Annotated in this window: 22 protein-coding genes; 6 read left to right on the forward strand and 16 right to left on the reverse strand. The window is 69.1% G+C overall.

What is annotated here, in order from left to right; translation table 11 throughout:
* Nucleotides 1-45: 45 nt before the first annotated feature.
* Genes GOALK_RS18605 through GOALK_RS18615 form a run of 3 tightly spaced genes read left to right on the forward strand, consistent with a single transcriptional unit; the run spans nt 46 to nt 3,444 of the window.
* Nucleotides 46-1,227 (forward strand): ferredoxin-like domain-containing protein, encoded by a 1,182-nt coding sequence (locus tag GOALK_RS18605; RefSeq protein WP_006360379.1) that lies wholly within the window; start codon nt 46-48, stop codon nt 1,225-1,227.
* A gap of 13 nt (nt 1,228-1,240) precedes the next feature.
* Nucleotides 1,241-1,864, forward strand: coding sequence for a precorrin-8X methylmutase (locus tag GOALK_RS18610; protein ID WP_035751714.1), 624 nt, complete (start codon nt 1,241-1,243; stop codon nt 1,862-1,864).
* Between the two features lie 2 nt (nt 1,865-1,866).
* The gene (locus GOALK_RS18615; protein ID WP_035751601.1) at nt 1,867-3,444 is read left to right on the forward strand and encodes a precorrin-2 C(20)-methyltransferase; all 1,578 of its coding nucleotides are present in this window, start codon (nt 1,867-1,869) and stop codon (nt 3,442-3,444) included.
* Here the strand turns inward: GOALK_RS18615 and GOALK_RS18620 are convergent.
* From GOALK_RS18620 to dprE2, 4 genes are read right to left on the reverse strand one after another with little or no spacing between them, the layout of a single operon-like run.
* The gene (locus GOALK_RS18620; RefSeq protein ID WP_006360382.1) at nt 3,397-4,140 is read right to left on the reverse strand and encodes a cobalt-precorrin-6A reductase; all 744 of its coding nucleotides are present in this window, start codon (nt 4,138-4,140) and stop codon (nt 3,397-3,399) included. The two genes, GOALK_RS18615 and GOALK_RS18620, sit on opposite strands and share 48 nt — an antisense overlap.
* The gene (gene cobM / locus GOALK_RS18625) at nt 4,137-4,910 is read right to left on the reverse strand and encodes a precorrin-4 C(11)-methyltransferase (protein ID WP_006360383.1); all 774 of its coding nucleotides are present in this window, start codon (nt 4,908-4,910) and stop codon (nt 4,137-4,139) included. The genes GOALK_RS18620 and cobM overlap by 4 nt, the downstream gene beginning before the upstream one ends.
* Nucleotides 4,907-6,166 (reverse strand): bifunctional cobalt-precorrin-7 (C(5))-methyltransferase/cobalt-precorrin-6B (C(15))-methyltransferase, encoded by a 1,260-nt coding sequence (locus tag GOALK_RS18630; protein ID WP_006360384.1) that lies wholly within the window; start codon nt 6,164-6,166, stop codon nt 4,907-4,909. Before GOALK_RS18630 ends, cobM begins: the two co-directional genes overlap by 4 nt.
* Nucleotides 6,163-6,930: a decaprenylphospho-beta-D-erythro-pentofuranosid-2-ulose 2-reductase gene (gene dprE2, locus GOALK_RS18635; RefSeq protein WP_006360385.1), complete on the reverse strand. Its 768-nt coding sequence runs from the start codon at nt 6,928-6,930 to the stop codon at nt 6,163-6,165. The genes GOALK_RS18630 and dprE2 overlap by 4 nt, the downstream gene beginning before the upstream one ends.
* Before the next feature lie 64 nt (nt 6,931-6,994).
* Here dprE2 and GOALK_RS18640 point away from each other — a divergent pair, with 64 nt between their 5' ends.
* On the forward strand, nt 6,995-7,396 hold the full coding sequence (locus GOALK_RS18640) for a PPOX class F420-dependent oxidoreductase (protein ID WP_035751598.1): 402 nt from the start codon (nt 6,995-6,997) through the stop codon (nt 7,394-7,396).
* Here the strand turns inward: GOALK_RS18640 and GOALK_RS18645 are convergent, their stop codons facing one another.
* Nucleotides 7,397-8,539, reverse strand: coding sequence for a M24 family metallopeptidase (locus GOALK_RS18645; protein WP_006360387.1), 1,143 nt, complete (start codon nt 8,537-8,539; stop codon nt 7,397-7,399).
* 84 nt (nt 8,540-8,623) lie between these two features.
* On the opposite strand from GOALK_RS18645, the gene GOALK_RS18650 reads away from it, so the two are divergent.
* Nucleotides 8,624-9,580 (forward strand): 5'-3' exonuclease, encoded by a 957-nt coding sequence (locus GOALK_RS18650; RefSeq protein ID WP_006360388.1) that lies wholly within the window; start codon nt 8,624-8,626, stop codon nt 9,578-9,580.
* A gap of 16 nt (nt 9,581-9,596) precedes the next feature.
* On the opposite strand, the gene GOALK_RS18655 is transcribed toward GOALK_RS18650, so the two are convergent.
* The 11 genes from GOALK_RS18655 to dop all read right to left on the reverse strand — a co-directional run bounded on the left by GOALK_RS18655 (nt 9,597) and on the right by dop (nt 21,812).
* Complete coding sequence (locus GOALK_RS18655) at nt 9,597-10,475, reverse strand: DUF4333 domain-containing protein (RefSeq protein WP_006360389.1); 879 nt, start codon at nt 10,473-10,475, stop codon at nt 9,597-9,599.
* 180 nt (nt 10,476-10,655) lie between these two features.
* Nucleotides 10,656-13,484 (reverse strand): DEAD/DEAH box helicase, encoded by a 2,829-nt coding sequence (locus tag GOALK_RS18660; RefSeq protein ID WP_006360390.1) that lies wholly within the window; start codon nt 13,482-13,484, stop codon nt 10,656-10,658.
* Nucleotides 13,481-14,455 carry a twin-arginine translocase subunit TatC gene (gene tatC, locus GOALK_RS18665; protein WP_006360391.1) on the reverse strand — a complete coding sequence of 325 codons (975 nt, stop codon included), beginning with the start codon at nt 14,453-14,455 and terminating at the stop codon, nt 13,481-13,483. The genes GOALK_RS18660 and tatC overlap by 4 nt, the downstream gene beginning before the upstream one ends.
* 20 nt (nt 14,456-14,475) lie before the next feature.
* Nucleotides 14,476-14,739, reverse strand: a complete 264-nt coding sequence (gene tatA / locus GOALK_RS18670) for a Sec-independent protein translocase subunit TatA (RefSeq protein ID WP_006360392.1) — start codon at nt 14,737-14,739, stop codon at nt 14,476-14,478.
* A gap of 75 nt (nt 14,740-14,814) precedes the next feature.
* Nucleotides 14,815-15,783, reverse strand: coding sequence for a helix-turn-helix transcriptional regulator (locus GOALK_RS18675; protein ID WP_006360393.1), 969 nt, complete (start codon nt 15,781-15,783; stop codon nt 14,815-14,817).
* Nucleotides 15,783-16,775, reverse strand: a complete 993-nt coding sequence (locus GOALK_RS18680) for a helix-turn-helix transcriptional regulator (protein ID WP_006360394.1) — start codon at nt 16,773-16,775, stop codon at nt 15,783-15,785. Before GOALK_RS18680 ends, GOALK_RS18675 begins: the two co-directional genes overlap by 1 nt.
* Nucleotides 16,776-16,820: 45 nt before the next feature.
* Nucleotides 16,821-18,179, reverse strand: coding sequence for a Pup--protein ligase (gene pafA, locus GOALK_RS18685; protein WP_005200010.1), 1,359 nt, complete (start codon nt 18,177-18,179; stop codon nt 16,821-16,823).
* Between the two features lie 72 nt (nt 18,180-18,251).
* The gene (prcA, locus tag GOALK_RS18690; protein WP_006360396.1) at nt 18,252-19,052 is read right to left on the reverse strand and encodes a proteasome subunit alpha; all 801 of its coding nucleotides are present in this window, start codon (nt 19,050-19,052) and stop codon (nt 18,252-18,254) included.
* A complete protein-coding gene (prcB, locus tag GOALK_RS18695) occupies nt 19,049-19,930 on the reverse strand; it encodes a proteasome subunit beta (protein ID WP_006360397.1) in 882 nt (293 codons plus the stop codon). Before prcB ends, prcA begins: the two co-directional genes overlap by 4 nt.
* Nucleotides 19,927-20,118 carry a ubiquitin-like protein Pup gene (locus GOALK_RS18700; RefSeq protein WP_004019064.1) on the reverse strand — a complete coding sequence of 64 codons (192 nt, stop codon included), beginning with the start codon at nt 20,116-20,118 and terminating at the stop codon, nt 19,927-19,929. Before GOALK_RS18700 ends, prcB begins: the two co-directional genes overlap by 4 nt.
* A gap of 194 nt (nt 20,119-20,312) precedes the next feature.
* Nucleotides 20,313-21,812, reverse strand: a complete 1,500-nt coding sequence (dop, locus tag GOALK_RS18705) for a depupylase/deamidase Dop (RefSeq protein ID WP_006360398.1) — start codon at nt 21,810-21,812, stop codon at nt 20,313-20,315.
* Nucleotides 21,813-21,893: 81 nt separating this feature from the next.
* On the opposite strand from dop, the gene glgP reads away from it, so the two are divergent.
* The gene (gene glgP / locus GOALK_RS18710; RefSeq protein ID WP_006360399.1) at nt 21,894-24,452 is read left to right on the forward strand and encodes an alpha-glucan family phosphorylase; all 2,559 of its coding nucleotides are present in this window, start codon (nt 21,894-21,896) and stop codon (nt 24,450-24,452) included.
* Nucleotides 24,453-24,482: the final 30 nt, after the last annotated feature.

Here is a 24,482-nt window from a genome sequence, read left to right on the forward strand (position 1 = left end):
ACCGGTCGGCGGAGTCGTCACCTGGTCCGGTCGTAGGCTGGTGGGATGACTGAAGCGGCTGAACCCGCTCCCGGCACGGCGATCCGGGAATCCGCGGATCGTTGCCCCGGCGTGTTCAGCACGCACGAGGCGCAGGACGGCGCACTGGCCCGGATCCGGCTTCCCGGAGGCCGGATCCGCGCTGATCAGCTCACCACCCTCGCCCAGGCTGCGGCTGCTCACGCCGACGGCTTCCTCGAGCTCACCGCGCGCGGGAACCTGCAGCTGCGCGGGATCGCCGACGTCGAGGCCGTGGCCGACGCCGTGGTGAGCGCCGGCCTCGCGCCCAGCTCGTCGCACGACAAGGTCCGGAACATCGAGGTCAGCCCGCTGACCGGCCGCATCGGCGGTGTCATCGACGCAGGTCCGCTGACAGCGGCACTCGACGACGCGCTGCGCGCCGATCCCGCGGCCACCTCGATCTCGGGACGCTTCCTGTTCGGGGTCGACGACGGTCGCGGCGACATCCGGCGCCGAGGCGCCGACGCGTGTGCCGTGGCGCGCTCGGCCGAACCTGTGGTCGCCGACATCCTGGTCGGCGGCGTCGCGGTCGGATCGGTCGGAGGGGTGCCCGGGATCGTCGAGGCACTCATCTCGGTGGCCGCCGGTCTGAACGCGGTGGCGCCCGGCGCCTGGCGCGTCCGCGATCTCGGCGCCGAGGACCGCCACCGCCTGGAGCGGCTCGTCGCCGAGAACCTGGCCCCCACCGTCGAATCCGACGAAGACGACGTAGCGGCCCCGGTGGAGCCGATCGTGGGCTGGTTCGACCAGGACGACGGATCGGTGCTGCTCGGCTCGGTCGTCGAACTCGGCCGCCTGCCCGCGCGCCTCGCCGAGTTCATCGGCGCGGTGGAGTCGCCGGTGGTCTTCACCCCGGACCGGGAGATCCTGATCTGTGACCTCGGTGAAGGCGTTGCCGAGACCGTGGTGCGGGTGCTCGCACCGATGGGCCTGATCTTCGACGCGAACTCGCCGTGGGCACGGCTCAGCTGTTGTGTGGGCGCCCCGGGCTGCGGATCGGCCAACGCCCCGGTGCGCGAGGACCTGCTCGCCCATGTCGAGGCCGGCCTCCCGGTAGGCGATCGCGAACACTGGGTGGGGTGCGAGCGTCGCTGCGGCTCCCCCGCCGGTACACACCTGTCGGTGCAGGCCACGCCCGACGGCGGGTACGACCGGCGTCGCCGCTAGGCTCGTGCGCATCATGACCGAGTACCTGCGCGACGGCGCCGCGATCTACCGCCAGTCCTTTGCGACGATTCGGGCCGAGTCGGACTTGTCCGCCTTCGGCTCCGACGTGTCGACCGTGGTCGTCCGGATGATCCACGCCTGCGGACAGACCGATCTCACACGCGACGTCATCGCGACACCCGGCGTCGTACGCGCGGCCCGCGGGGCACTCGAGGCCGGAGCACCGATCCTCTGCGACGCGTCGATGGTGGCGTCCGGCATCACCCGCAAGCGTCTGCCCGCCGACAACGAGGTGCTGTGCCATCTCTCCGAACCGGGTCTCCCCGCTCTGGCCGAGGAGATGGGCACCACGAGAACCGCTGCTGCCCTGCAGTTCTGGTTGCCACGCCTCGAGGGCGCGGTCGTCGCGATCGGCAATGCCCCGACCGCGTTGTTCGCCCTGCTCGACATGATCGACGAGGGCGCACCCCGCCCGGCCGCGATCGTCGGCGCGCCCGTCGGTTTCGTCGGCGCCGCGGAGTCGTGCGAGGCCCTCGCTGCCCGCACCGATCTCGAGTTCATCACCGTCACCGGTCGTCGTGGTGGGTCGGCGATCACCGCCGCCGCCGTCAACGCGCTCGCCACCCCTCAGGAGTGAATGTGCCTGCAGTCAACGATGATCAGCGGCCCGGCAAGCTCTGGGGAATCGGCCTCGGGCCCGGCGACAGCGAACTGATGACGGTCAAGGCCGCGCGGGTGATCAGCACCGCCGACGTGGTCGCGTATCACTGTGCGCGCCACGGCAACAGCATCGCGCGGTCGGTCGCCGAACCCTATCTGCGCGAAGACCAGACCGAAGAGCGTCTCATGTACCCGGTCACCACCGAGACCACCGACCATCCCGGCGGGTATCAGGGTGCACTCGACGACTTCTACGCCGAGAGCGCGGAACGGCTCGCCGTCCACCTGCGCGCGGGCCGGGACGTCGTCCTTCTCGCCGAGGGGGATCCGCTCTTCTACAGCTCCTACATGCACATGCACAAGCGGCTGTCCCCGCACTTCGATGCGGAGATCGTGCCGGGTGTGACGTCGGTGAGCGCGGCGTCGGCGGCCACCGGTGTTCCGCTGGTGGAGGGCGACGAGACCTTGACGGTCGTCCCGGGTACGGCATCGACGGAAGAGCTGCTGTTCCGCTTCCGTTCGGCCGACGCCATCGTGGTGATGAAACTGGGCCGCACCTTCGAACGGGTGCGGGAGGCGTTGCGCGAGGCCGGCCGCCTCGACGAGGCCTTCTACGTCGAACGGGCGTCGACCACCGTCGAGCGTGTGCTGCCGGCGGCGGAGGTGAATCCGGCTGAGGTGCCGTACTTCTCGATCCTCGTGGTTCCCGGCCGACGGAACAACCCGCGCTTCGAGCCGGAACCGGTACCGGGCGAGCTGGTGGTCGTCGGTCTCGGACCGGGTCACGACAGCTGGACGACACCCGAAGTCCGCGCGGAACTCGCCACCGCGACCGACCTCGTCGGGTACACAACCTACCTCAAGCGGGTGACCCCGAGACCGGGCCAGCGCGTCCATGCGAGCGACAACCGGGTCGAGTCCGAGCGTGCCGAGTTCGCTCTCGATCTCGCCCGACGCGGAGCGCGCGTGGCGGTCGTGTCGTCGGGCGATCCGGGCGTATTCGCGATGGCGGCCGCGGTGACCGAGGTGGCCGCCGAACCGCAGTGGCATGACGTTCGGGTGCGCGTGGTTCCGGGGATCACTGCGGCGACCGCCGTCGCGGCGGCCGTCGGTGCGCCGCTCGGTCACGACTTCGCGGTGATCTCGCTGTCCGACCGGCTCAAGCCGTGGTCGGTGATCGAGCGCCGCATCCGTGCCGCCTTGGCCGCCGACCTGGTCATCGCGATCTACAATCCGGGTTCGGCCAGCCGGTCGTGGCAGGTCGGGGCCCTCAAACACACGCTGCTGCAGACGGTCTCATCCGACCGGGTCGTCGTCCTCGGTCGCGATGTGGGCGGTCCGGAGCAGTCACTGACCACGACGACCGTGGCCGGCCTCGACCCCGAAGTGGTCGACATGCGCACGTTGCTCATCATCGGTTCGTCGGCGACCCGAGCGGTGTCCCGCGCCGGGGGTCCGCTGGTGTTCACCCCGCGCCGGCACACTCCCACCGAGGAACCGGAACAGGTCTCAGCCGAGCAGCCGCTCGAGCCAAGCCTGGGCGGCAGCAACCTCTGACACCGCCGGGACGTCGGGCTCGATCGGACGGTCGACGACGATCACGTCGATCCCCATCGTCGCGGCGGCGTCGAGTTTCGCCTTCGTCAGCGATCCCCCGCTGTTCTTGGTGACCAGCAGGTCGATCCGATTCTCGCGCAGGAGTGCAAGCTCGGAGTCGTAGTCGTAGGGCCCGCGTGACCGCAGAATTTCGTGGTGCGCAGGGAGTTCCGCGGTCGGCGGATCGACGACCCGGATCAGGAACCAGACGTCGTCGATGCCGGCGAACTCGCCGACGTCCTGGCGACCCGTGGTCAGCAACACCCGGTTGCCGCGGTGCCGTACCTCGTCGGCAGCGGTGGCGAGATCCGGTACGCGGATCCAGCGGTCGGCGTCGGACGGGACCCAGGGTTCACGACGCAGCCGGAGCAGCGGCACCCCCGCTTCCGACGCGGCCTGCGCCGCGTTCCGGGTGATGGTCGCCGCAAACGGATGCGTGGCGTCGATGACGGCCTGAATCCGGTTGCTGAGCAGCCACTCCCGCAGGCCGTCGACTCCTCCGAAGCCGCCGATGCGGACCGGGCCCACCGGGAGGCGCGGATTGTCCACGCGGCCCGCGAGTGAACTGATGACCGACCTCCCGGTCTCGGTCAGGGACGCCGCCAGTGCTCGTGCCTCCCCGGTGCCGCCGAGGATGAGGATCTGTTCATCGGTCATGGGTGCGGTGTCTCGCGGAGTTTCGTCATTCGCGCGTGGGAGTACAGGTAACTGTCGGTGACCTCGGGATCCGTCATGGCGTCGAGCACGCGACCGACGAAGATGATCGCGGTCTTGCGGATGTCGGCGGCGTCCAGGGTCTCCGGTAGACGGCTCAGTGCACAGCGCACCACCTGCTGGTTCGGTCGGCTCGCGAAAGCGACGGTCGCCGTGGGACATTCCGATCCGTAGTGCGGTGCGAGCGCCTCGACGATCTGTCCGGCACGGTGTGCGGCGAGATGGAGGGCGAGTGTCACACCGGTTGCGGCGAGGTTCGCCAGGTCCTCGCCGTGGGGCATGTCGGTCGACAGCGTCGACACCCGAGTGATGAGCAGGCTCTGCCCCACTCCGGGGACGGTGAGTTCGGTGTCGAGAGCAGCGGCCGCGGCGGCGAACGCGGGTACCCCGGGCACGATCTCGTACGGAATGCCCCGTGCACGCAGTTCGCGTTGCTGCTCTGCCAATGCCGAGTAGATCGAGAGGTCACCGGAGTGGAGACGGGCGACGTCGTGTCCGCGTTCGTGGGCGGCGACGATGTGATCGACGATGTCGGGCAACGGCATTCGCGCCGTGTCGACGAGGACGGCGTCGTCGGGGCACAACTCGAGCATGTCGCCGGGTACCAGTGACCCGGCATACAGGCAGGTGCGGCACTCCCCCAGCAGCCGAGCGCCACGCAGCGTGATCAGGTCGGGAGCGCCGGGCCCGGCGCCGATGAAATAGACGGTCATGTCGTCGATCCCGCCTTGTCTGCTGTGTCGTCTCTGGTTGCGGCCCACTGGACGATCGGCAGCGCGGGCCGCCAGGTGCTCATCGTCCCCAGGGGTGCGACTGTTTCCACGGACAGGCGCCGAAGGGTGCCGCCGCGTTCCGCATGCCAGCGGACCAGGATCTCCTGGTTCTCCACGGTGACGGCGTTGACGACGATCCGTCCGGACGGTCGCAGTGCGTTCCACGCGGAGGTGAGGACCTTCTCGTCGAGGCCGCCGCCGATGAACACCGCGTCGGGAGGCGGTGCGTCGGAAAGGGCTTCGGGTGCGGCGCCGCGCAGCGTCAGGCGATGACCGACGCCGTGCCGGCGAGCGTTGGCGGTGAGCCGCTCCGCCCGGTCCGCGTTCTGCTCGAAGGCGACCGCCCGTCCCCGGTCGTCGGCGCGCAACCATTCGATGGCCACACTTCCGGATCCTGAGCCGATGTCCCAGAGGAGCTGCGCCCCGGCCGGTTCGAGAGCGGCGACAGTGATCGCGCGGATCGTGGACTTGGTGATCTGGCCGTCGTGGTCGTAGGTGTCGTCGTCGCGGCCGGGCATCCGGCTGCGACGTGGTCCGACGCAGTCGACGGCCACGATGTTGAGCGGGTCCACGGGTGAAGGTGCCCAGGATTCCGCGGTCGAGGAACGGATGCGCTCGTCCGGTCCACCGAGCTGTTCGAGGACAGTCATCGACGAATCGCCGAATCCGTTCTGCGAGAGCAGTTCTGCCACGGAAGCGGGTGTCATCTCGTTCCGACTGAGAACGAGGAGACGTCCGCCGCCGGTGACCTCGGTGAGGACCACCTCGGGGTCGGCGGTGACGGCACTGACGATCCTGGTCGTCGCAAGGTCCCAGCCGAGACGCGCGCACGCCAGACTCGCGCTGGACACCGTGGGGACGACCCGCACTTGATCGGGCCCGACCCGCGCGACGATGCTGGCGCCGACGCCGTGGAACATCGGATCGCCGCTGGCGAGGATGTGTACACGGCCGGTGGCGTTCTCGAGGACTTCGGCGAGATGCGACGACATCGGCGAGCGCCACACCTCACGCGTGCCGGTGAGCTCGTGCCCGGCGTCGTCGAGGAGTGCGAGTTGCCTTCTCGCCCCGTAGATCACGTGGGCACCACGCAGTTCGTCGCGTGCGGCGTCGCCGAGACCGCGCCAACCATCGGCGCCGATGCCGACGACCACGAAGCGCGGCGGAACACCCGAATTCGACGGTGTGGAACTCATCGGGGCAGTCTCCGCCACACCGCGCGAGGGAGCAGACGCATGCCGAAGAACATCGGGCGCAACACCGACGGGATCCAAACCTCACCACGCCCCTTGCGATACGCGCGGGCGACGGCATCGGCGACCTGGTCCGGAGTCTTCGAGAACGGTGCGGGTTTCACCCCGGACTCCATCAGTTCCTTGGTCATCGCGCCGATCACGAAACCGGGTCGGGCGAGGAGCAGCCGGACGCCGGTGCCGTGCAGCGAATCCGCCATACCGCTGGCGAAGCCGTCGAGCCCGGCCTTGGTGGAGCCGTAGACGAAGTTGGCCCGGCGCACGCGGATCCCTGCGACCGAGGAGAAGACAATCATCGTGCCGGACCCCTGTGCGCGCAGGGCGGCGGCAAGCGGTATCAGCACACTGACCTGGGCGTAGTAGTCCGTGTGCGCGATCTGCAGGGCATGCGCGACATCGGCTTCCGCGCGCGTCTGGTCACCGAGGATCCCGAACGCGACGATCGCGATACCGATCGGGCCGAAGTCGTCGAGCAGGGACGCGATCAGCCCGGGGTGGGTGTCGGTGTCGTCGGCATCGAAGCCGACGGTGTGTACGGCGGTCGCGCCCGCCTCGAGAAGCAGTGCGGTCTGATCGGCGAGGTCGTCGGGCCGACGGGCCGCGAGGACCACCGTCCGCCCGTCGGCCAAACGCTGAGCGGTGGCCACACCGATCTCACTGCGGCCGCCGAACAGGACCAGCGAACCCGCAGATGTCTCAGACGCCATGCACAGCAGTATCGCACCAGCCCCGACACGTCGAAGTCACCCCACCGGCGCTAGCGTGGCAGACATGTCACGTACCGCTGCCGACATCGGCCCCGCCGCACTCGAGTTCCTGACCGAACGCCATCTCGGCACCCTCACGACGCTGCGGGCCGATGGGACACCGCATTCGGTGGCCGTGGGCTTCACCTGGGACCCCGAAGCCGGGCTGGCGCGGGTGATCACCTTCGACGGCAGCCAGAAGGTGCGCAACGTCGAGCGCGGCGGCTACGCGGCGGTGACGAACGTCGACGGTCCCCGCTGGCTCACCCTCGAGGGTCCGGCGCGGGTCAGCCGCGAACCGGAACGCGTGCACGAGGCGGAGCAGCGCTACGCACAGCGGTACCGGCAGCCGAAGCCCAACCCTCGACGTGTGGTCATCGAGATCAGCGTGTCCCGGGTGCTCGGGTCGGCGTCGTTGCTGGGGTAGCTACAGCTGCACCAGCTGGTGCGGGCGGTTGTTGAAGGACTCGCAGCCGTCCTCGGTGACCACGACGATGTCCTCGATGCGGGCACCCCAGCGGCCGGAGAAGTACACCCCGGGCTCCACGCTGAAGGCCATGCCGGGGCGCAGGGTGATGTCGTTGCCGTTCACGATGTAGGGCTCCTCGTGGACCGAGAGGCCGATGCCGTGTCCGGTGCGGTGGATGAACGCCTCGGCGAGGCCGCGTTCGCGGAGCAGGTCGCGGGCGGCTGCGTCGATGGAGGCGGCGGTGACTCCGGGACGTACGGCGGCGACTGCAGTCCGCTGCGCCTCGTGCAGGGCGGCGTACGCGTCGGCGACGTCGGCGGCGGGCGGTTCGAAACAGTAGGTGCGGGTCGAGTCGGAGTTGTAACCGGGTTCGACCGGTCCGCCGATGTCGATGACGACGATGTCGGACCGTTCGATGACCCGGTCGGAGAACTCGTGATGCGGGTCGGCGCCGTTGGGTCCGGAACCGACGATGATGAACGCGGCCTCGGTGTGGCCCTCCTCGAGGATCGCCGCCGCGATGTCGTCGGAGACCTCCCGCTCGGTGCGTCCGGGCTTGAGCCATTCACCCATCCGGGCATGGACGCGGTCGATGGCCGCGCCGGCACGACGCAGGGCCTCGATCTCCGCGTCGTCCTTGAGCATTCGGAGTTCGCGCAGCACTGCGGTGGCGAGTTGCGGTGTGGCGCCGGTGTGCCGGGCCAGCGGGATCACGTGCAGGGCGGGCATCGAATCCGACACCGCGATGGTCGGATTCGACGGCAGACCGGAGAGCGCGAGACCGTGCGCGTCGTCGCCGTCGACCCAGTCGGCCACCTCGATGCCGAGGTCGCCGACGGCTGAGGCGGACAGCGACGGCACCTCGAGGCGCGCGATGACGAGTTTCGGGTCCCCCGCTGCGGGGATGACGAGTGCGGTGAGGCGTTCGAAGGTGTCGGCGCGCGAACCCACGAGATATCGCAGGTCGGGACCGGGCGCCAGCACCAGCGCGTCGAGGCCGGCGTCGCGGGTGAGTTCCGCGGCGCGTCGCATGCGTTCGCGGTACACCTCGGGATCGAACAGCGGTGCCGCCGGGCCGGCGGTGGTCGATGTGGCAGCCATGGTCGAAGACTACCGCCGGGTGTGCGGGTCGTGGTGACGCGGCGACACCGTCAATGCGAGAGTGTGGAGGTGACGGATTCGTTGATGCTGCTCGACGGTGCGAGCCTGTGGTTCCGGTCGTTCTACGCCCTGCCCGAGAAGATGACCAGCCCCGACGGGCGACCGGTCAACGCGGTCCGGGGATTCATCGACACGATCGCGAATCTCGTGACACGCGAACACCCGACGCGGCTCGTCGTGTGCCTCGACCTCGACTGGCGTCCCGAGTTCCGTACCGCCCTCATCCCGACGTACAAGGCGCACCGCGTCGCGGTCGAGGACGGTGCGACCGACGCCACGGGCACGGAGACCATCGACGTCGAAGAAGTGCCCGACACGCTGACGCCGCAGGTCGACATGATCATGGATGTCCTTGCCGCCGCGGGGATCGCGACCTCGGGGGCGGTCGGCTGCGAGGCCGACGATGTCATCGGAACACTCGCCTGGGAGGAGGCGGAGCATCCGGTGGTCGTCGTCAGCGGTGACCGCGATCTGCTGCAGGTGGTCTCCGATGATCCGGTCCCGGTGCGGGTGCTCTACGTCGGGCGCGGACTGGCGAAGGCGGAGATGATGGGGCCGGTCGAGGTCGGGGAGAAGTACGGCGTACCCGCCGATCGCGCCGGGATCGGCTACGCGGAGATGTCGATGCTGCGCGGCGACCCGTCGGACGGCCTCCCCGGTGTACCGGGCATCGGCGAGAAGACCGCGGCGAAACTGATCAGCGAATACGGCAGCCTGGACGCGCTCGAAGCGGCTGCCCGGGACTCGTCGTCGAAGGTCCCGACGCGGGCACGCAAGGCGCTGCTCGCCGCCGAGGACTACCTGGAGGCGGCCCGCACCGTCGTCTCGGTGCGCACCGACGCGGAGACCATCGACAGCGGCCCGGATCTGCTGCCGTCGGAACCGGCCGACCCCGAGGCCCTGGCCGCGCTCGTCGAGGAGCTGGGCATCGGGGCGTCGGTGGGTCGGTTGTCGAAGGCGCTGGGCTGGCCCAAGGCCTGATCAGCGCGGTCTCGTGTCAGCTGGGACGCGAGACCTCGTAGCGACCCTCGTCGTCGATGAAGGTGACGGTGACCTGCTGGTCCTGTCCGCCGACGGTCACCGAGCAGGTGAACGACGACCCCTCCTTGACGCGCTGGCCGGACGGGCACTTCACATTGCTGACATCGCTGGCCTGATAGTCCTCGGTGAGGATCTGCTGCACGCCGTCCTGGGCTGCCTGCTGGTCGAGGTTCTTCGGGGCCCAGCCGGGGGCGACGAAGGCGGTGATGAGGATGATCGCGGCGATCACGATCAGCGCACCGCCACCGGCGAACAGCAGCGTCCGAAGCGTCTTGTTCGACTTGGGCGTCGCCATGCCGCTGAACTGGTCGGGTCCGCCGAACTGGTTCTGGCCGTAGGCGCCCGGGGTCTGCTGCGGCTGACTGTAGGGCTGCTGACCGTACTGGCCGGGCGCACCGTACTGACCGGCACCGTACTGTCCGGCACCGTACTGTGCGGGGTCGGGCTGCTGACCGTAGGGCTGCGCGGGTCCGCCGTAGTTGGGCGCACCCTGGTTCGGGGCACCGTAGGCGGGCTGACCACCGGGTTGCCCGTACTGGCCGGGCTGCGCCCCGGGGTACCCGACCTGTGTCGGCTGGTTCTGGGCCGGCTGGCCCGGTGCCTGCGCTCCGGGCGCGTATCCGGGAGCCTGCTGGTAGGGGTTCTGCCGGTAGGGATTCGCCTGGAACGGATCCTGCTGGGGCTGTCCGTAACCGGGGTTGGGCGCCATCGTCGTGGGGTCGGCCTGCGAGCCGCCCTCCTGGGAACCGCCCGTGTTCACGATCTCGGTCTTGTCGCCGGAGCCGGGCTGGCCCTGCTGGGGCTGGGACGGATTCGGGTTGTTCGGGTCGGTCATGAGTCCCCTCCCACTCGGCTCCCACCTCGACGAGGTGTCGGCGAACTGTGACGTCACGCGACAGTGCCGGGACATCCCTCCCTGACACCGAATGCGGGATGAACGTTACCTCAGGCACACACGACAATCAGGCAACCTCGAGCAGGGTGGCCCGCAGCGTCGTCTGGTGAACCGACGGGCTCAACCGAGTTCGGCGGCCACCACTCCCCGGCGGATCGCCTTGACCGCGGATCGTGCGGTGCCGCCCAGGCGGGTGTCGGTGCCGACGCAGAGCCGGATCTGTTCCAGGAGGTCGATGACCTGACGATTCCACCGGACGAAGTCGCCAGGTGAGAGCAGCTGACCGCGTTCGCCCGCGAGGAGCAGTGCCTCGCTGAGCGATCGGCCCGACGCCCAGGTCGCCACCGCGAGCGAGAAACCGGTGTCCGGCTCCCGGGTGGGACTGACCCGGTGGCGCGACTCGACCGCCGTCACCTTCGACCAGATGTCCACGGTCGCGGCCATCGCAGTACGCAGCGAGGTGCTGCCGGGCAGCGCATCGACCCCGCCGTAGCTGTCGCGACGGCTCTCGTAGACGAGTGCGGCGACGACGGCGGCCAGGTCGGCCGGCGAGAGGTCGTCCCACACGCCCGCGCGAATGCACTCGGTCACCACGAGATCGCTCTCGCTGTAGATGCGGGCCAGCAGCTTGCCCGACTCGGTCACCCGCATGTTGTGGCCGGTCGATTCGGAGGCCTCGCGGACGCGTTCGACGTACCCGAGCTCGCTGAGGACACCGACGATGTGGTCGAAGGTGACACCGAGCGTCGAGGTTCGCTCACCGATGCTGCGTTCGGCGGTGACGATGTCGCGCAGCAGACGGTTGCGCTTCTCGGCGAGACGGAACAGCTCGTCGCCGTTCGGGATCTGATGCGCGGGATGGGCACGCAGCGTGCGACGCATCTGGGCCAGCTCTGGGTCATCGGCGGCGTCGGCGCGCTTCTTGGAGCGCCCCCGGGGCATCTCTATCCCGGTCGACCGCAGTGCAGACGCGAGGTCGCGGCGGCCGCGTCCGGTCCGGCGGTCGGCGTTCTTCGGCAACCGCATGTTGCCGAGGACCTCGGGCGGATTGACGAAGTCACGCAGCCCGATACGTCCGCACCAGGCGTCCTCGGTGACCACCAGCGGCTTGGGATCTGCTGCCTGGGTGGCCGGTTCGACGATCACCGCGAGACCCCGGTGGCGTCCGACGGGCACCCCGATGACGTGACCCCGTTTGAGCGCGGCCAGGTCGGCGACGATTGCATCCTCGGTGTTGATCCGCTTGCGGTACTTCAGGTCTCGTTCTCGACGGCGGATCTCCTCGCGGAGCGTGACGTAGCCGAGGAACCCGGCGTACGCCTCGGTCTCGCCCGCTGCCGGTGCCCCGGTGGCGTCGACTCCCCCGGGTTCCAGACCCCGGGCCTCGGCGGCGCGGGCCAGCTCGCCGTCGAGCTTGCGCAGCGCCCGCTGCGATTCGTGGAGCTTGCGGGCCAGCCCGACCACCGAGCGGTCGGCCTGGAACTGGGCGAACGATCGGTGCAGGAGTTCACGGGCCCCGTCGAGACCGAGCCGGCCGAGCAGGTTGACCGCCATGTTGTATTCCGGCGAGAAGGAGCTACGAAGCGGGAAGGTGCGGGCACCCGCGAGTCCGGCGACCTCCTCGGGGACGACCTCGGGTGTCCACACCACGACGGCATGGCCCTCGACGTCGATCCCGCGGCGTCCGGCGCGGCCGGTCAGCTGGGTGAACTCGCCGGGGGTGAGGTCGACGTGCGACTCGCCGTTGTACTTCACCAGACGTTCGAGGACCACCGACCGGGCCGGCATGTTGATCCCGAGAGCCAGTGTCTCCGTGGCGAACACCATGCGGACGAGCCCACGGACGAAAAGCTCCTCGACGGCGTGGCGGAAGGTCGGGAGCATCCCGGCGTGATGCGAAGCCAGGCCTCGGCGGAGACCTTCGCGCCACTCCTGCACGCCCAGCACGTCGGCGTCGCTGGGCGAGAGTTCGGTGAGGCGCCGGTCGACGACGGCGTCGACCTCGGCGGCCTCCTCGGGTGTCAGCAGCGCGATACCCGACCGCAGACACTGAGCCAGGGCGGCGTCGCAACCGGCACGGGAGAAGATGAACCCGATCGCGGGCAGCAGACCCTCACGGTCGAGGCGACCGACGAGATTCGGGCGCGAGAGCAGTGGACCCCGGCCGTCGCGTCGGCGCGGCTGTCCCCCGCCACCTCCCCGGCCTCGGCCCCGGGACGAATCACGCTCGTCCTCGGCGAGCAGGATGCGGTGACGGATGTGCCGCTTGAGTTCGGGATTGACCCGCGGACGCGACCCCTTCCGGTCCGCGGGATCGCGATCGGCCGGGTCGAAGAGGTCGAACATCCGTTGGCCGACCAGCATGTGCTGAGACAGCGGGACCGGCCGGTGCTCGTCGACGATGACGGAGGTGTCGCCACGGACGGTCTGGATCCACTCGCCGAACTCCTCGGCGTTGCTGACGGTCGCGGACAGGCTCACCACACGCACGGACGGCTCGAGGTGCAGGATCACCTCTTCCCAGACCGCTCCGCGGAAGCGATCGGCGAGGAAGTGCACCTCGTCCATCACCACATGCGACAGCCCGTCGAGCGCGCGGGATTCGGCGTAGATCATGTTGCGCACGACCTCGGTCGTCATCACGACGATCGGCGCATCCGGGTTGATGGAGCTGTCGCCGGTGAGCAGTCCGACCGACTCATGGCCGTGAACGGCGGCGAGGTCGGCATATTTCTGGTTGCTCAGCGCCTTGATCGGGGTCGTGTAGAAGCACTTGGTCCCGCCGGCGAGAGCGAGGTGGACCGCGAATTCGCCGACGATGGTCTTGCCCGCGCCGGTCGGTGCGCAGACCAGCACGCCGTGACCGGCTTCAAGAGCCTCGCAGGCACGGCGCTGGAACGGATCGAGTCCGAAGTCCAGCCGCGACGTGAACGCGTCGAGTTGACTCACAGGACGTCGTCGAATGTCTCGTGTGCCCGTGTCGAGGTCCGGGTGGCGTTCGAGGTGCCCGCGGCCGAGGTCGCGACCGGCGACGGCGACGAGACCGGGCGGGTCGGAGGCAGCGGGCTGGCCTCGTCATCGGAGAGTCCGGCCCAGCTCGGTGCCCGCCTGCCGCGTCGTTTGTCGGCGATGCGCGCGAACTGGATGGAGAACTCCAGCAGCACGGTCAGCGCGCAGGCCAGGGCCAGCATGGTGAACGGGTCCTGGCCCGGGGTGACGATGGCGGCGAACACGAAGACCGCGAAGATCAGGCCGCGGCGCCACTTCTTGAGCCGGTCGTAGGTCAGGACACCGACGAGATTGAGCGCGATGATCAGCAGGGGCAATTCGAAGCTGACACCGAAGATGACCAGGACGTTGATCATGAACCCGAAGTACTGGTCACCGGCGAGGGCGGTGACCTGGACCTCGTTGCCGACGGTCAACAGGAAGTCGAAGGCCTTCGCCACCACCAGATAAGCCAGAACCGCGCCGGCGACGAAGAGCGTGGTCGCGACGGTGACGAAGGCTATGCCGTAGCGGCGTTCGTTCTGATGCAGGCCGGGGGTGATGAACTGCCAGGTCTGATAGATCCACACCGGGCATGCCAGGACCACACCGGCGGTGAGCGCGACCTTGAGTCGCAGCATGAACTGGTCGAACGGGCCGGTCGCGAGGAGACGGCAGGAATCGTCGGCGGTCAGCGTCGCACGGGCCGAGGGCGGCAGGTCGCAGTACGGTCCGCGCAGCATGTCGCCGAGCGACGGGATGCCCAGGAAGCCGTGGCTGTACCAGATGAACCCGAGAATCGTGGTGGCCACGATCGCCAACAGCGAGATGACCATGCGGGTGCGCAACTCATAGAGATGCTCGACCAACGACATCGTGCCGTCGGGATTGAGTTTGCGCTTGCGGTGTCGGGGGTCGAAGGGGATGCGCACTCGGATTCTCCGACGCGCCCCTAAGCCGATTTCTTGGTGTCGGCGTTCGACGACGTGCCCGGCTGGGTGTTGTCAGCCGACGGGAGTTCCCGCTGCGGGGCGTCGGGAGATGCCGGTGCGGTGTCGGCAGGCTTGTCGTCCTTCTGCATCTCCTTGACCTCGCTCTTGAAGATGCGCAGCGACTGTCCGAGACCTCGGGCGGCGTCCGGCAGCTTCTTCGAGCCGAACAGGATCAGCAGCACGACGGCGACAATCGCCCAGTGCCACCACGAAGTGAAGCCCATGAGATCACCCTTCAGATCGGATCCAGACCGTGTCCAATGCTACCCGAGTTGTCTGAGGCCGGTGGACCGCCCGGTTCAGCGGTAGCGCTCGCGCGCACTCGCCGCCGATTCCACGACCGCCGCCGCGACTTTCTGATCGTCGACGACGCGGACCGAGCCGCCGAAGCCGAGCAGGAAACGGGTCAGCCACTCGGGTGAGCCGTAGACCATGCGGGCGCGGACCGGTTCATCCGGATGGCGGTCGTCGATCGAGGTGGTCGGCTCCACCGGGTAGTAGTCGAGAATCCACAGGTGGTCGGGATCGATCTCGAGTTCGACCGCCGGCAGATCGGGGTTCTCCGGGACGAGCACCGACTGCGACGACCACTCGGCCTCGGCCGGCGGGTTGCTCGGTTCGTCCAGTTCGACGGCGGTGTCGATGCGGTCGAAGCGGAACAACCGCACGCCCTCGGCCATGCGACACCAGGCTTCGAGGTAGGTGTGCTGGTCCATCACCTGCAGCCGGATCGGGTCGACGACACGGTCGGTGACGCTGTCCCGGCTCGCCGAGTAGTAGCTCAGCTGAAGCGCACGTCCTCGACGCACGGCTTCGCGGACGGTGGTGAAGGTCGGGTTCTCCCCCGGCGATGCCTCGAACTCCGCACCGGAGGACAGACCCGGCACGGCGGTCGCCCCGACCGCCTCCTCGATCTTGGCGATGGCACGCCGCGCGGCGGTCACGTCGACCACACCGGGCGTCTCCACGAGAGCACGCAGTGCCACGAGCAGGGTGCTGGCCTCCACGGTCGTGAGCCGCAGCGGACGGTCCATGCCCGCGGTGAACCCGACGCTGACGAAGCCCTCGCTGAACTCGAGTTCGATCAGGTCGTCGGGGTAGTAACCCGGGAGCCCGCACACGAACAGCAACTCGAGGTCCTTGGTGAGCTGCGTCTGGGTGACGCCGAGTTCGCGCGCGGCCTGCTCGATCGAGATGCCGCGCCGAGCCTGGAAATACGGGACCATCGCCAGCAGCCGGTTCAGGCGCGACGGTTGTGCACCGGCCATCAGGCGCTCACCCCCGCCAGGCGGTCCAGGCCGGCGATCACGAGGTCGCGCAGCTCTGGCGGATCGAGGACGACCGCGTCCCGGCCCACGCCCAGCGCCATGCGCGCCACCGCCGACAGCGAATGGATGTCGAGGGTCAGCACGTCGCCCGCCTCACCGTCGAGGTCAGCGGGTTCGGAGGTGGTCGCGGCCCGGCGGAGTCCGGCGGCCCGGCCCGCGGCCACCCAGATGCGCGCGGTGCGACCGTCGGTGCCCGCCGCGGAATCGACCGCCGCGGAGACGATCTGCTGGAGGTCCGTGCCGACGGGCACGTCGACGGCATCGGCGGGTCCGACCGGCGTCACCGTCGAGATCCGCGACAGGCGGAACGTGCGGGTGGCGGCCCGGTCGAGGTCGTGTCCGACGACGTACCAGCGGCCGTGGTGGGACACCACACCCCAGGGCTCGACCCGACGGACGGCCGGGGTCGCGGTCGCCGACGACCGGTGGGTGAACTCGACGGCGCGCTTGACCTGGATCGCGCCGAGGAGTCCGGCGATGACCTGCTCCGAACCCATCGATCGCGTCGACCCGCCGGCGGTGAAGCCGAGGTCGTCCTCCGAGCGGACGTCGAGGCCCGCGGCGCGCAGCTTGAGGATCGCGGTCTGCGACAGCGTGGAGACCTCCGGGGTGTCCCAGAGCGCGGCGGCCATGGCGATCGCGGCGGCCTCGTCGGAGTCCAGGGAGATCTCGGGCAGCTCGTAGGTGTCACGGTCGATGCGGTATCCCTCGGCGCCCGCCGCCATCGGCGAACGTCCGGTGACCAGCGGGATGCCGAGGTCGCGCAGTTCGTTCTTGTCCCGCTCGAACATCCGGTTGAATGCCTCGTCGGACTTGTCGCCGTCCTGGTAACCGGCGACGTTGCGTCGGATGTAGTCGGCGGTGACGTACTGCTTCGTCCACAGCAGACAGATCACCAGATTGAGCAGTCGCTCGACTTTGGGAGTGGCCACTGCGTCAGGTTAGATCCTTGCCGATCAGGCGGTGCGGAGGCTCGCTCACATGGATGCGATCAGCCGGTCGACCCGCTCGTCGACGCTGCGGAACGGGTCCTTGCACAGCACGGTGCGCTGGGCCTGGTCGTTCAGCTTGAGGTGCACCCAGTCGACCGTGAAGTCGCGTCCCGCCTTCTGCGCCGCCGAGATGAAGTCACCACGGAGCTTGGCACGGGTGGTCTGCGGCGGCTCGTTGACGGCGGTCTTGATGGCCTCGTCGGTGGTCGCACGGGCCACGAGCCCCTTGCGCATCAGGACGTCGAACACACCGCGGCCGCGCTTGATGTCGTGGAAGGCGAGGTCGAGCTGCGCGATCTTCGGGTCCGACAGCTCCATCGAATACTTGTCCTGGTAGCGCTGAAACAGCTTTCGTTTGATGACCCAGTCGATCTCGGTGTCGACCTTCGCGAAGTCGTCGGCCTCGACCGCGTCGAGCATGCGGCCCCACAGGTCGACGACCATGTCCATCTCGGGGTCGGGACGGCGGTTGGTGAGGTGCTCGACCGCGCGGGCGTGGTACTCGCGCTGGATGTCGAGGGCACTGGCCTGCCGTCCGCCGGCGAGACGCACGGGACGCCGGCCGGTGGGATCGTGGCTGACCTCGCGGATGGCGCGGATCGGATTGTCCAGGGCGAAATCCCGGAACGCCACGCCGGCCTCGATCATCTCGAGCACCAGCGCCGCCGAGCCGACCTTCAGCAGGGTCGTCATCTCGGACATGTTCGAGTCGCCGACGATGACATGCAGGCGCCGGTACTTCTCGGCGTCGGCGTGCGGCTCGTCGCGGGTGTTGATGATCGGGCGCGAGCGGGTGGTGGCCGAGGAGACGCCCTCCCAGATGTGCTCGGCGCGCTGCGAGAGGCAGAAGGTGGCGGCCTTCGGGGTCTGCAGCACCTTGCCTGCGCCGCAGATCAGCTGCCGGGTCACCAGGAACGGCAGGAGGACGTCGGAGATCCGGGAGAACTCCCCCGCCCGCACGACGAGGTAGTTCTCGTGGCAGCCGTAGGAGTTGCCCGCGGAGTCGGTGTTGTTCTTGAACAGGTAGATGTCGCCGCCGATCCCCTCGTCGGCAAGACGCTGCTCGGCGTCGACGAGCAGGTCCTCGAGGACCAGTTCGCCGGCGCGGTCGTGGTTGATCAGCTGGATCAGGCTGTCACACTCGGCGGTCGCGTATTCGGGGTGCGATCCGACGTCGAGGTACAGGCGTGCGCCGTTCTGCAGGAAGACGTTCGACGACCGACCCCATGACACGACGCGGCGGAACAGGTACCGCGCGACCTCGTCAGGACTCAGCCGCCGATGACCGTGGAAGGTGCATGTGACACCGAACTCGGTCTCGATGCCCATGATTCGTCGCTGCACTTGACCAACCCTACTCGCGGGACCCGCGGCCGACCGGGCAGAAGCGCCAGGCCGACCGCGAGTCGTCGCGTTCTAGTCCGATCCGCCGGAAGAGTCGCCGCCGGAGGTGGTGTCGTCCGCTGAGGAACCCTCGGCCGGGGAGTTGGTCGTGGGTGCGGCAGCGGGCAGGAGTTCCTCGACCGCGGCCGAGGTCAGGCGCTTGAACGCCCGTCGCGGCCGGTTGCGGTCGAGAATCGCGACCTCGAGGTCGCCGGCGGTCAGCTCGCGCGGCGACGCCGGGGCTCCGTTGCCGGAGTCGGCCGGGGTGGCGAGCGCCTTGACCGCGACCCCGATCGCCTCGGCGAGCGCCATGTCGGGGGCATAGCTCTCCTTGAGAGCCGCCGCGATCGGTTCGGTCGCGCCGCCCATCACCAGGAACCGGGTCTCGTCGGTGATCGACCCGTCGTAGGAGATGCGGTACAGCTGAGACGGTTTCGGCTTGCCCGCCCGGGCGACCTCGGCCACGCACAGCTCGACCTCGAACGGCTTGGCCTGCTCGGTGAAGACGCTGCCCAGGGCATTGGCGTAGGTGTTGGCCAGGGACAGACCGGACACGTCGGCGCGGTCGTAGCTGTAGCCCCGCATGTCGGCGAGCTGGATTCCTGCCTTGCGCAGGCTCTCGAACTCGTTGTACTTGCCCACCGCGGCGAAGCCGATGCGGTCGTAGATCTCGCTCGTCTTCCGCAGGGTGTTCGACGGGTTCTCCGCGACGAACAGCACCCCGTCGGCATAGGTCAGGATCACCACGGACCGCCCGCGTGCGATGCCCTTGCGCGCGAGCTCCGAGCGATCGCGCATGATCTGCTCGGCACTGGCGTAATACGGGAAGGTCATCGGGCACCTCCCTCGTGCTCGGCGGCACGGCGTTCGACGACGGCCCGCGCCGCACTCTCGATCTCGGCCGCGTCCACCTCCCGTGCACCTTGTGCGTCGACGACCGCGGCCATCGGGAAGATCTTGCGGACCAGGTCCGGTCCGCCGGTCGCCGAATCGTCGTCGGCGGCGTCGTAGAGCGACTCGACCGCGATGGCGATCGCCTCGTCGGCGGTCAGGTCCGAGCGGTAGAGCTTCTTCAGCGACGACTTCGCGAACACCGATCCGGAACCGATGGCCGTGTAGCCGCCGAACTCCTCGTGACGGTCACCCGCCACGTCGAAGCTGAAGATCCGGCCGCGTTCGGTCGGGTCGTCGTGGTCGATGTCGTAGCCCACGAGAAGAGGGATCGCGGCGAGACCCTGCAGGGCCGCGCCGAGGTTGCCGCGCACCATGCTCGCGAGCCGGCTGACCTTGCCGTCGAGCGTGAGCGGGACACCCTCGATCTTCTCGTAGTGCTCGAGTTCGACGGCGAAGAGCCGGACCATCTCGATCGCGATACCCGCGGTGCCGGCGATGCCGGCCGCCGAGTACTCGTCGGTGATGTAGACCTTCTTGACGTCGCGCGTGGCGATCAGGTTGCCCATCGTGGCCCGCCGGTCACCGGCGAGCACGACCCCACCCGGATACGACACGGCGACTATCGTCGTGCCGTGCGGGATGTCTCCGGCGCCGTCTGCGCCCCCGGCGAACGAACCCACGCGATCAACCTGAGCCTGCGGAAGCTGCTCCGGCGCGTGCAACCGCAGGAACTCGGTGAACGACGAGATGTCCGCGCCGAGAGCAGAACCCGTACGAAATTGTGAAAAAGGGGGCAGTGATCCGAACCTGTCGCTCACTGGCCGCCCTTCTGCACGTAAGCACGCACGAAGTCCTCGGCGTTCTCCTCGAGCACGTCATCGATCTCGTCGAGCAGGTCGTCGGTGTCCTCGGCCAGCTTCTCGCGACGTTCCTGTCCGGCACCGGAATCGGGGCCGACGCCCTCATCGTCGCCGCCGCCACCACGCTTGGTCTGTTCCTGCGCCATCTGCTGCCTCCTTGAAACCGATCGCCCCTTGGCGGGCTACCCGCGACCGACCACCATCGGGTCTTGCGACCCCTGGGATCTCACCGGCTTCCGCCGGGCGCTGATCCCTGGTGAATCGGCCTCGGAATCGTGTGGTCCCACACTACCTGTGGCGGCGACAACTGGGGCGGAACAAAGCACATGCCCCGCGCGTGTCAGGTCGTCAGCTGGTCGACCAGTTCGGCGGCGGAGTTGACCGAATCGAGAAGCTTGCCCACGTGGGCCTGCGTCCCGCGCAGCGGCTCGAGCGTCGGGATGCGGACGAGGGAGTCCCCGCCGAGGTCGAAGATGACCGAATCCCAGCTGGCCGCGGCGACATCTGCCCCGAAACGACGGAGACATTCGCCGCGGAAATAGGCGCGGGTGTTGCGCGGCGGCTCGTGGATCGCGGCGAGCACGTCGTTCTCGTCGACCAGACGCTTCATCGAGCCGCGCGCGACGAGGCGGTTGTAGAGACCCTTGTCGAGGCGGACGTCGGAGTACTGCAGGTCGATGAGCTGCAGGCGCGGGGCCGACCAGGACAGGCCCTCACGCTGGCGGAAGCCCTCCAGGATGCGCAGCTTGGCCGGCCAGTCGAGGATGTCGGAGCATTCCATCGGATCGCGCTCGAGGCGGTCGAGCACATCCGCCCACGTCTCGAGGACGTGCTTGGCCCGCTCGTCGTCGGAGTGCTCCTGCTCGTGGAACTTCATGCAGCGTTCGAGGTACTCGCGCTGCAGGGCCAGGCCGGTGAGCTCGCGGCCGTCGGTGAGTGCGACGGTCGCGGTCAGGGTCGGATCGTGACTGATGGTGTGCACGGCCTGGACCGGGCGGGCGAGCTCGATGTCGGAGAAGTCGACGCCCGCCTCGATGAGGTCGAGGACCAGCGCGGTGGTCCCGACCTTGAGGTAGGTCGCGGTCTCGGCCAGGTTGGCGTCGCCGATGATGACGTGCAGCCGGCGGTAGCGCTCCGGGTCGGCGTGGGGCTCGTCGCGGGTGTTGATGATGCCGCGCTTGAGGGTGGTCTCGAGACCGACCTCGACCTCGATGTAGTCCGAGCGCTGCGAGAGCTGGAAGCCCGCCTCGTCGCCCGACTGGCCGATGCCCACGCGACCCGAGCCGGTGATGACCTGACGCGAGGCGAAGAACGTGGTCAGACCCGCGATGACCGCGGTGAACGGGGTCTCGCGGGCCATCAGGTAGTTCTCGTGGGTGCCGTACGAGGCGCCCTTGCCGTCGATGTTGTTCTTGTAGAGCTGCAGCTTGGGCGCACCCGGAACGCTCGCCACGTGGCGTGCGGCGGCCTCCATGACGCGTTCGCCCGCCTTGTCCCAGATGACCGCGTCCATCGGGTCGGTCACCTCGGGTGCGGAGTACTCCGGATGGGCGTGGTCGACGTACAGGCGGGCGCCGTTGGTGAGGATCATGTTGGCCGCGCCGATCTCGTCGGCGTCGATGATCGGAGCCGGTCCGGAACCGCGGCCGAGGTCGAATCCGCGGGCGTCGCGGAGCGGGGACTCGACCTCGTAATCCCAGCGCGTGCGCTTGGCGCGGGGCACGCCGGCGGCCGCCGCATAGGCGAGAACGGCCTGCGTGGAGGTCATGATCGGATTCGCGGTCGGGTCGCCGGGCGCGGAGATTCCGTACTCGACCTCGGTACCGATGATTCGCTGCATGCTTCGAGGGTAGAGGGTGATGCGGAGAGGCTCGCAGCGTCCCGCTCGCAGGGCGGGCCCGGCACCAGTACCGTCGTCGCCGTGAAAGCTTTCCGCCGGTTCACCGTTCGGGTGCCGCTGCCTCCCGAACTCGCCGCCCTCGGTCCCCTGTCGCACAACCTGCGCTGGGTGTGGAACCCGCCGACCCAGGAGTTGTTCGCCACGATCGACGCCGAGCGGTGGGAGGCGACGGGTGATCCGTTGCGGGTGCTCGCCGACGTCGACCCGGCCCGGCTGACCGAGCTGGCGGCCGACGGGGACTTCCGCGCGCGGGTCTCGGCGGCGCACGCGAGTCTCGAGGAGTACCTCGATGCGCCGCAGTGGTTCGGCGGGTACGCGCAGACCCATCCGGTCCCGCCCGGGATCGCGTACTTCTCCATGGAGTTCGGCGTCTCCGAGGTGCTGCCCATCTACTCCGGCGGGCTCGGCATCCTCGCCGGCGATCACCTGAAGGCCGCCTCGGACCTCGGGCTCCCGCTGATCGGCGTCGGACTGTTCTACCGGTCCGGCTACTTCCGCCAGGGCCTCGACCACGACGGCCGGCAGGTGGAGCGATATCCGGTCAACGACCCGCGGGATCTGCCGCTGACCCTCCTCACCGACGGGGACGCGCCCGTCGTCGTCGAGATCTCCATGCCCGACGGCCGGACCCTGTCTGCACAGGTGTGGGTTGCCAGCGTCGGCCGGATCCCGTTGCTGCTCCTCGACTCCAACATCGCAGCCAACACCGACGACCAGTTGCGCGGCGTCACCGACCGGCTCTACGGCGGCGACCAGGAGCATCGCATCCTGCAGGAGATCCTCCTCGGCATCGGCGGGGTGCGCGCGCTACGCGCCTATGTGCGGGCGACCGGCCGGGACGAGCCGACGGTGTTCCACATGAACGAGGGCCACGCCGGATTCCTGGGCACCGAACGCATCCGGGAGTACGTGGCCGCCGGGCTCGACTTCGACACCGCCGAGGCCGTGGTCCGGGCGTCGAACATCTTCACCACGCACACCCCGGTGCCGGCGGGGATCGACCGCTTCCCCACCGATCTGGTGAACCGGTACCTCGACGCCGACGCCTCCGGGACCTCGCGACTGCTGCCCGGCCTGCCCGCGTCGACCATCGCCGAGCTCGGCGACGAGGCCGACCCGGGCGTGTTCAACATGGCGCACATGGGCTTTCGGCTCGGCCAGCGCAGCAACGGCGTCTCGCAGCTGCACGGCGAGGTGAGCCGGGAGATGTTCGCCGACCTGTGGCCCGGCTTCGACGCCGCGGACGTGCCGATCGGCGCGGTGACCAACGGCGTGCACGGCCCAACCTGGGTGGCGAAGGTGTGGCGTGACTTCGCCTCGAGTGACGAGGATTCCGCGCCCGAGGTCTACGCCGGGCTGCCCGCCGAGACGATCTGGTCGACCCACGAATCGCTGCGGGCCGAGCTCGTCGCCGAGGTCCGGCGCCGGGCGCATGCGAGCGGACGCGAGCGTGGCTTCACCGACGCCGAACTCGGTTGGACCGCCGACCTCTTCGACCCGGGCGTGCTGACGATCGGATTCGCCCGTCGCGCAGCAACGTACAAGCGGCTCACGCTCATGCTGCGCGACCCGGACCGCATGCGCCGCATCCTCACCGACCCGGACCGGCCGGTGCAGCTCGTCATCGCGGGCAAGGCGCATCCGGCGGACGACGGTGGCAAGGCGCTCATCCAGCAGGTGGTGCGTTTCGCCGAGGACCCGCAGTTGCGCGACCGCATCGTGTTCCTGCCCGACTACGACATCTCGATGGCCCGCCACATCTACCCCGGCTGCGACGTGTGGCTGAACAACCCGGTGCGGCCGATGGAGGCGTGCGGGACATCGGGGATGAAGTCGGCGCTCAACGGCGGCCTCAACCTGTCCATCCTGGACGGCTGGTGGGACGAGATGGCCGACGACGACAACGGTTGGGCCATCCCGTCGGCCGAGGGAGTCGAGGACGAGAACCGGCGCGACGACCTCGAGGCCGAAGCTCTCTACGCACTCCTCGAGGACACGGTGATCCCGCTGTTCTATCAGCGGGACGAGAACGGGCTGCCGACGCGGTGGGTGGAGATGATGCGCCACACGCTCACCCGTCTGGGCCCCCAAGTCCTCGCCTCGCGCATGGTTCGCGACTACACCACCGAGCTGTACTGCCCCGCCGCGGCGGCCTACGTCGCCGCGTGCGCCGACGATCATGCCGGCGCCCGTGACCTCGCCGTCTATCGGCGGGAGATCGAGACCGGTTGGGGCTCGGTCGTCGTCGCGGGTGTGGACGAGGAGAGCGAGAACGACGGTCTCCGCGTGTCCGCCCACGTGGCGGTCGGCGAACTCGACCCCGACAGTCTCCGTGTCCAACTCGTGCTGGGCCGCGTGACCGACGACGGCGACATCGTCGACCCCGCGATCACCGACATGAGCCCGGCCGCCGAACGAGATGCGTCGGGTCGCGTGATCTTCTCGGTGCTGGCCACCCCGCCGGCGTCGGGCCACCTCGGCTACACGGTGCGCGTACTCCCCCGCCACGAACAGCTCTCGCACGACGCGGAACTCGGACTCGTCCGGTATCCGGTGGCGTCGGGCGATGCGGCGGGATAGGCGAAGGCCGTACGAGCTCGGCCCGACTGC

Origin of the sequence: Gordonia alkanivorans NBRC 16433, assembly GCF_000225505.1 — a bacterium.
GTDB lineage: Bacteria > Actinomycetota > Actinomycetes > Mycobacteriales > Mycobacteriaceae > Gordonia > Gordonia alkanivorans.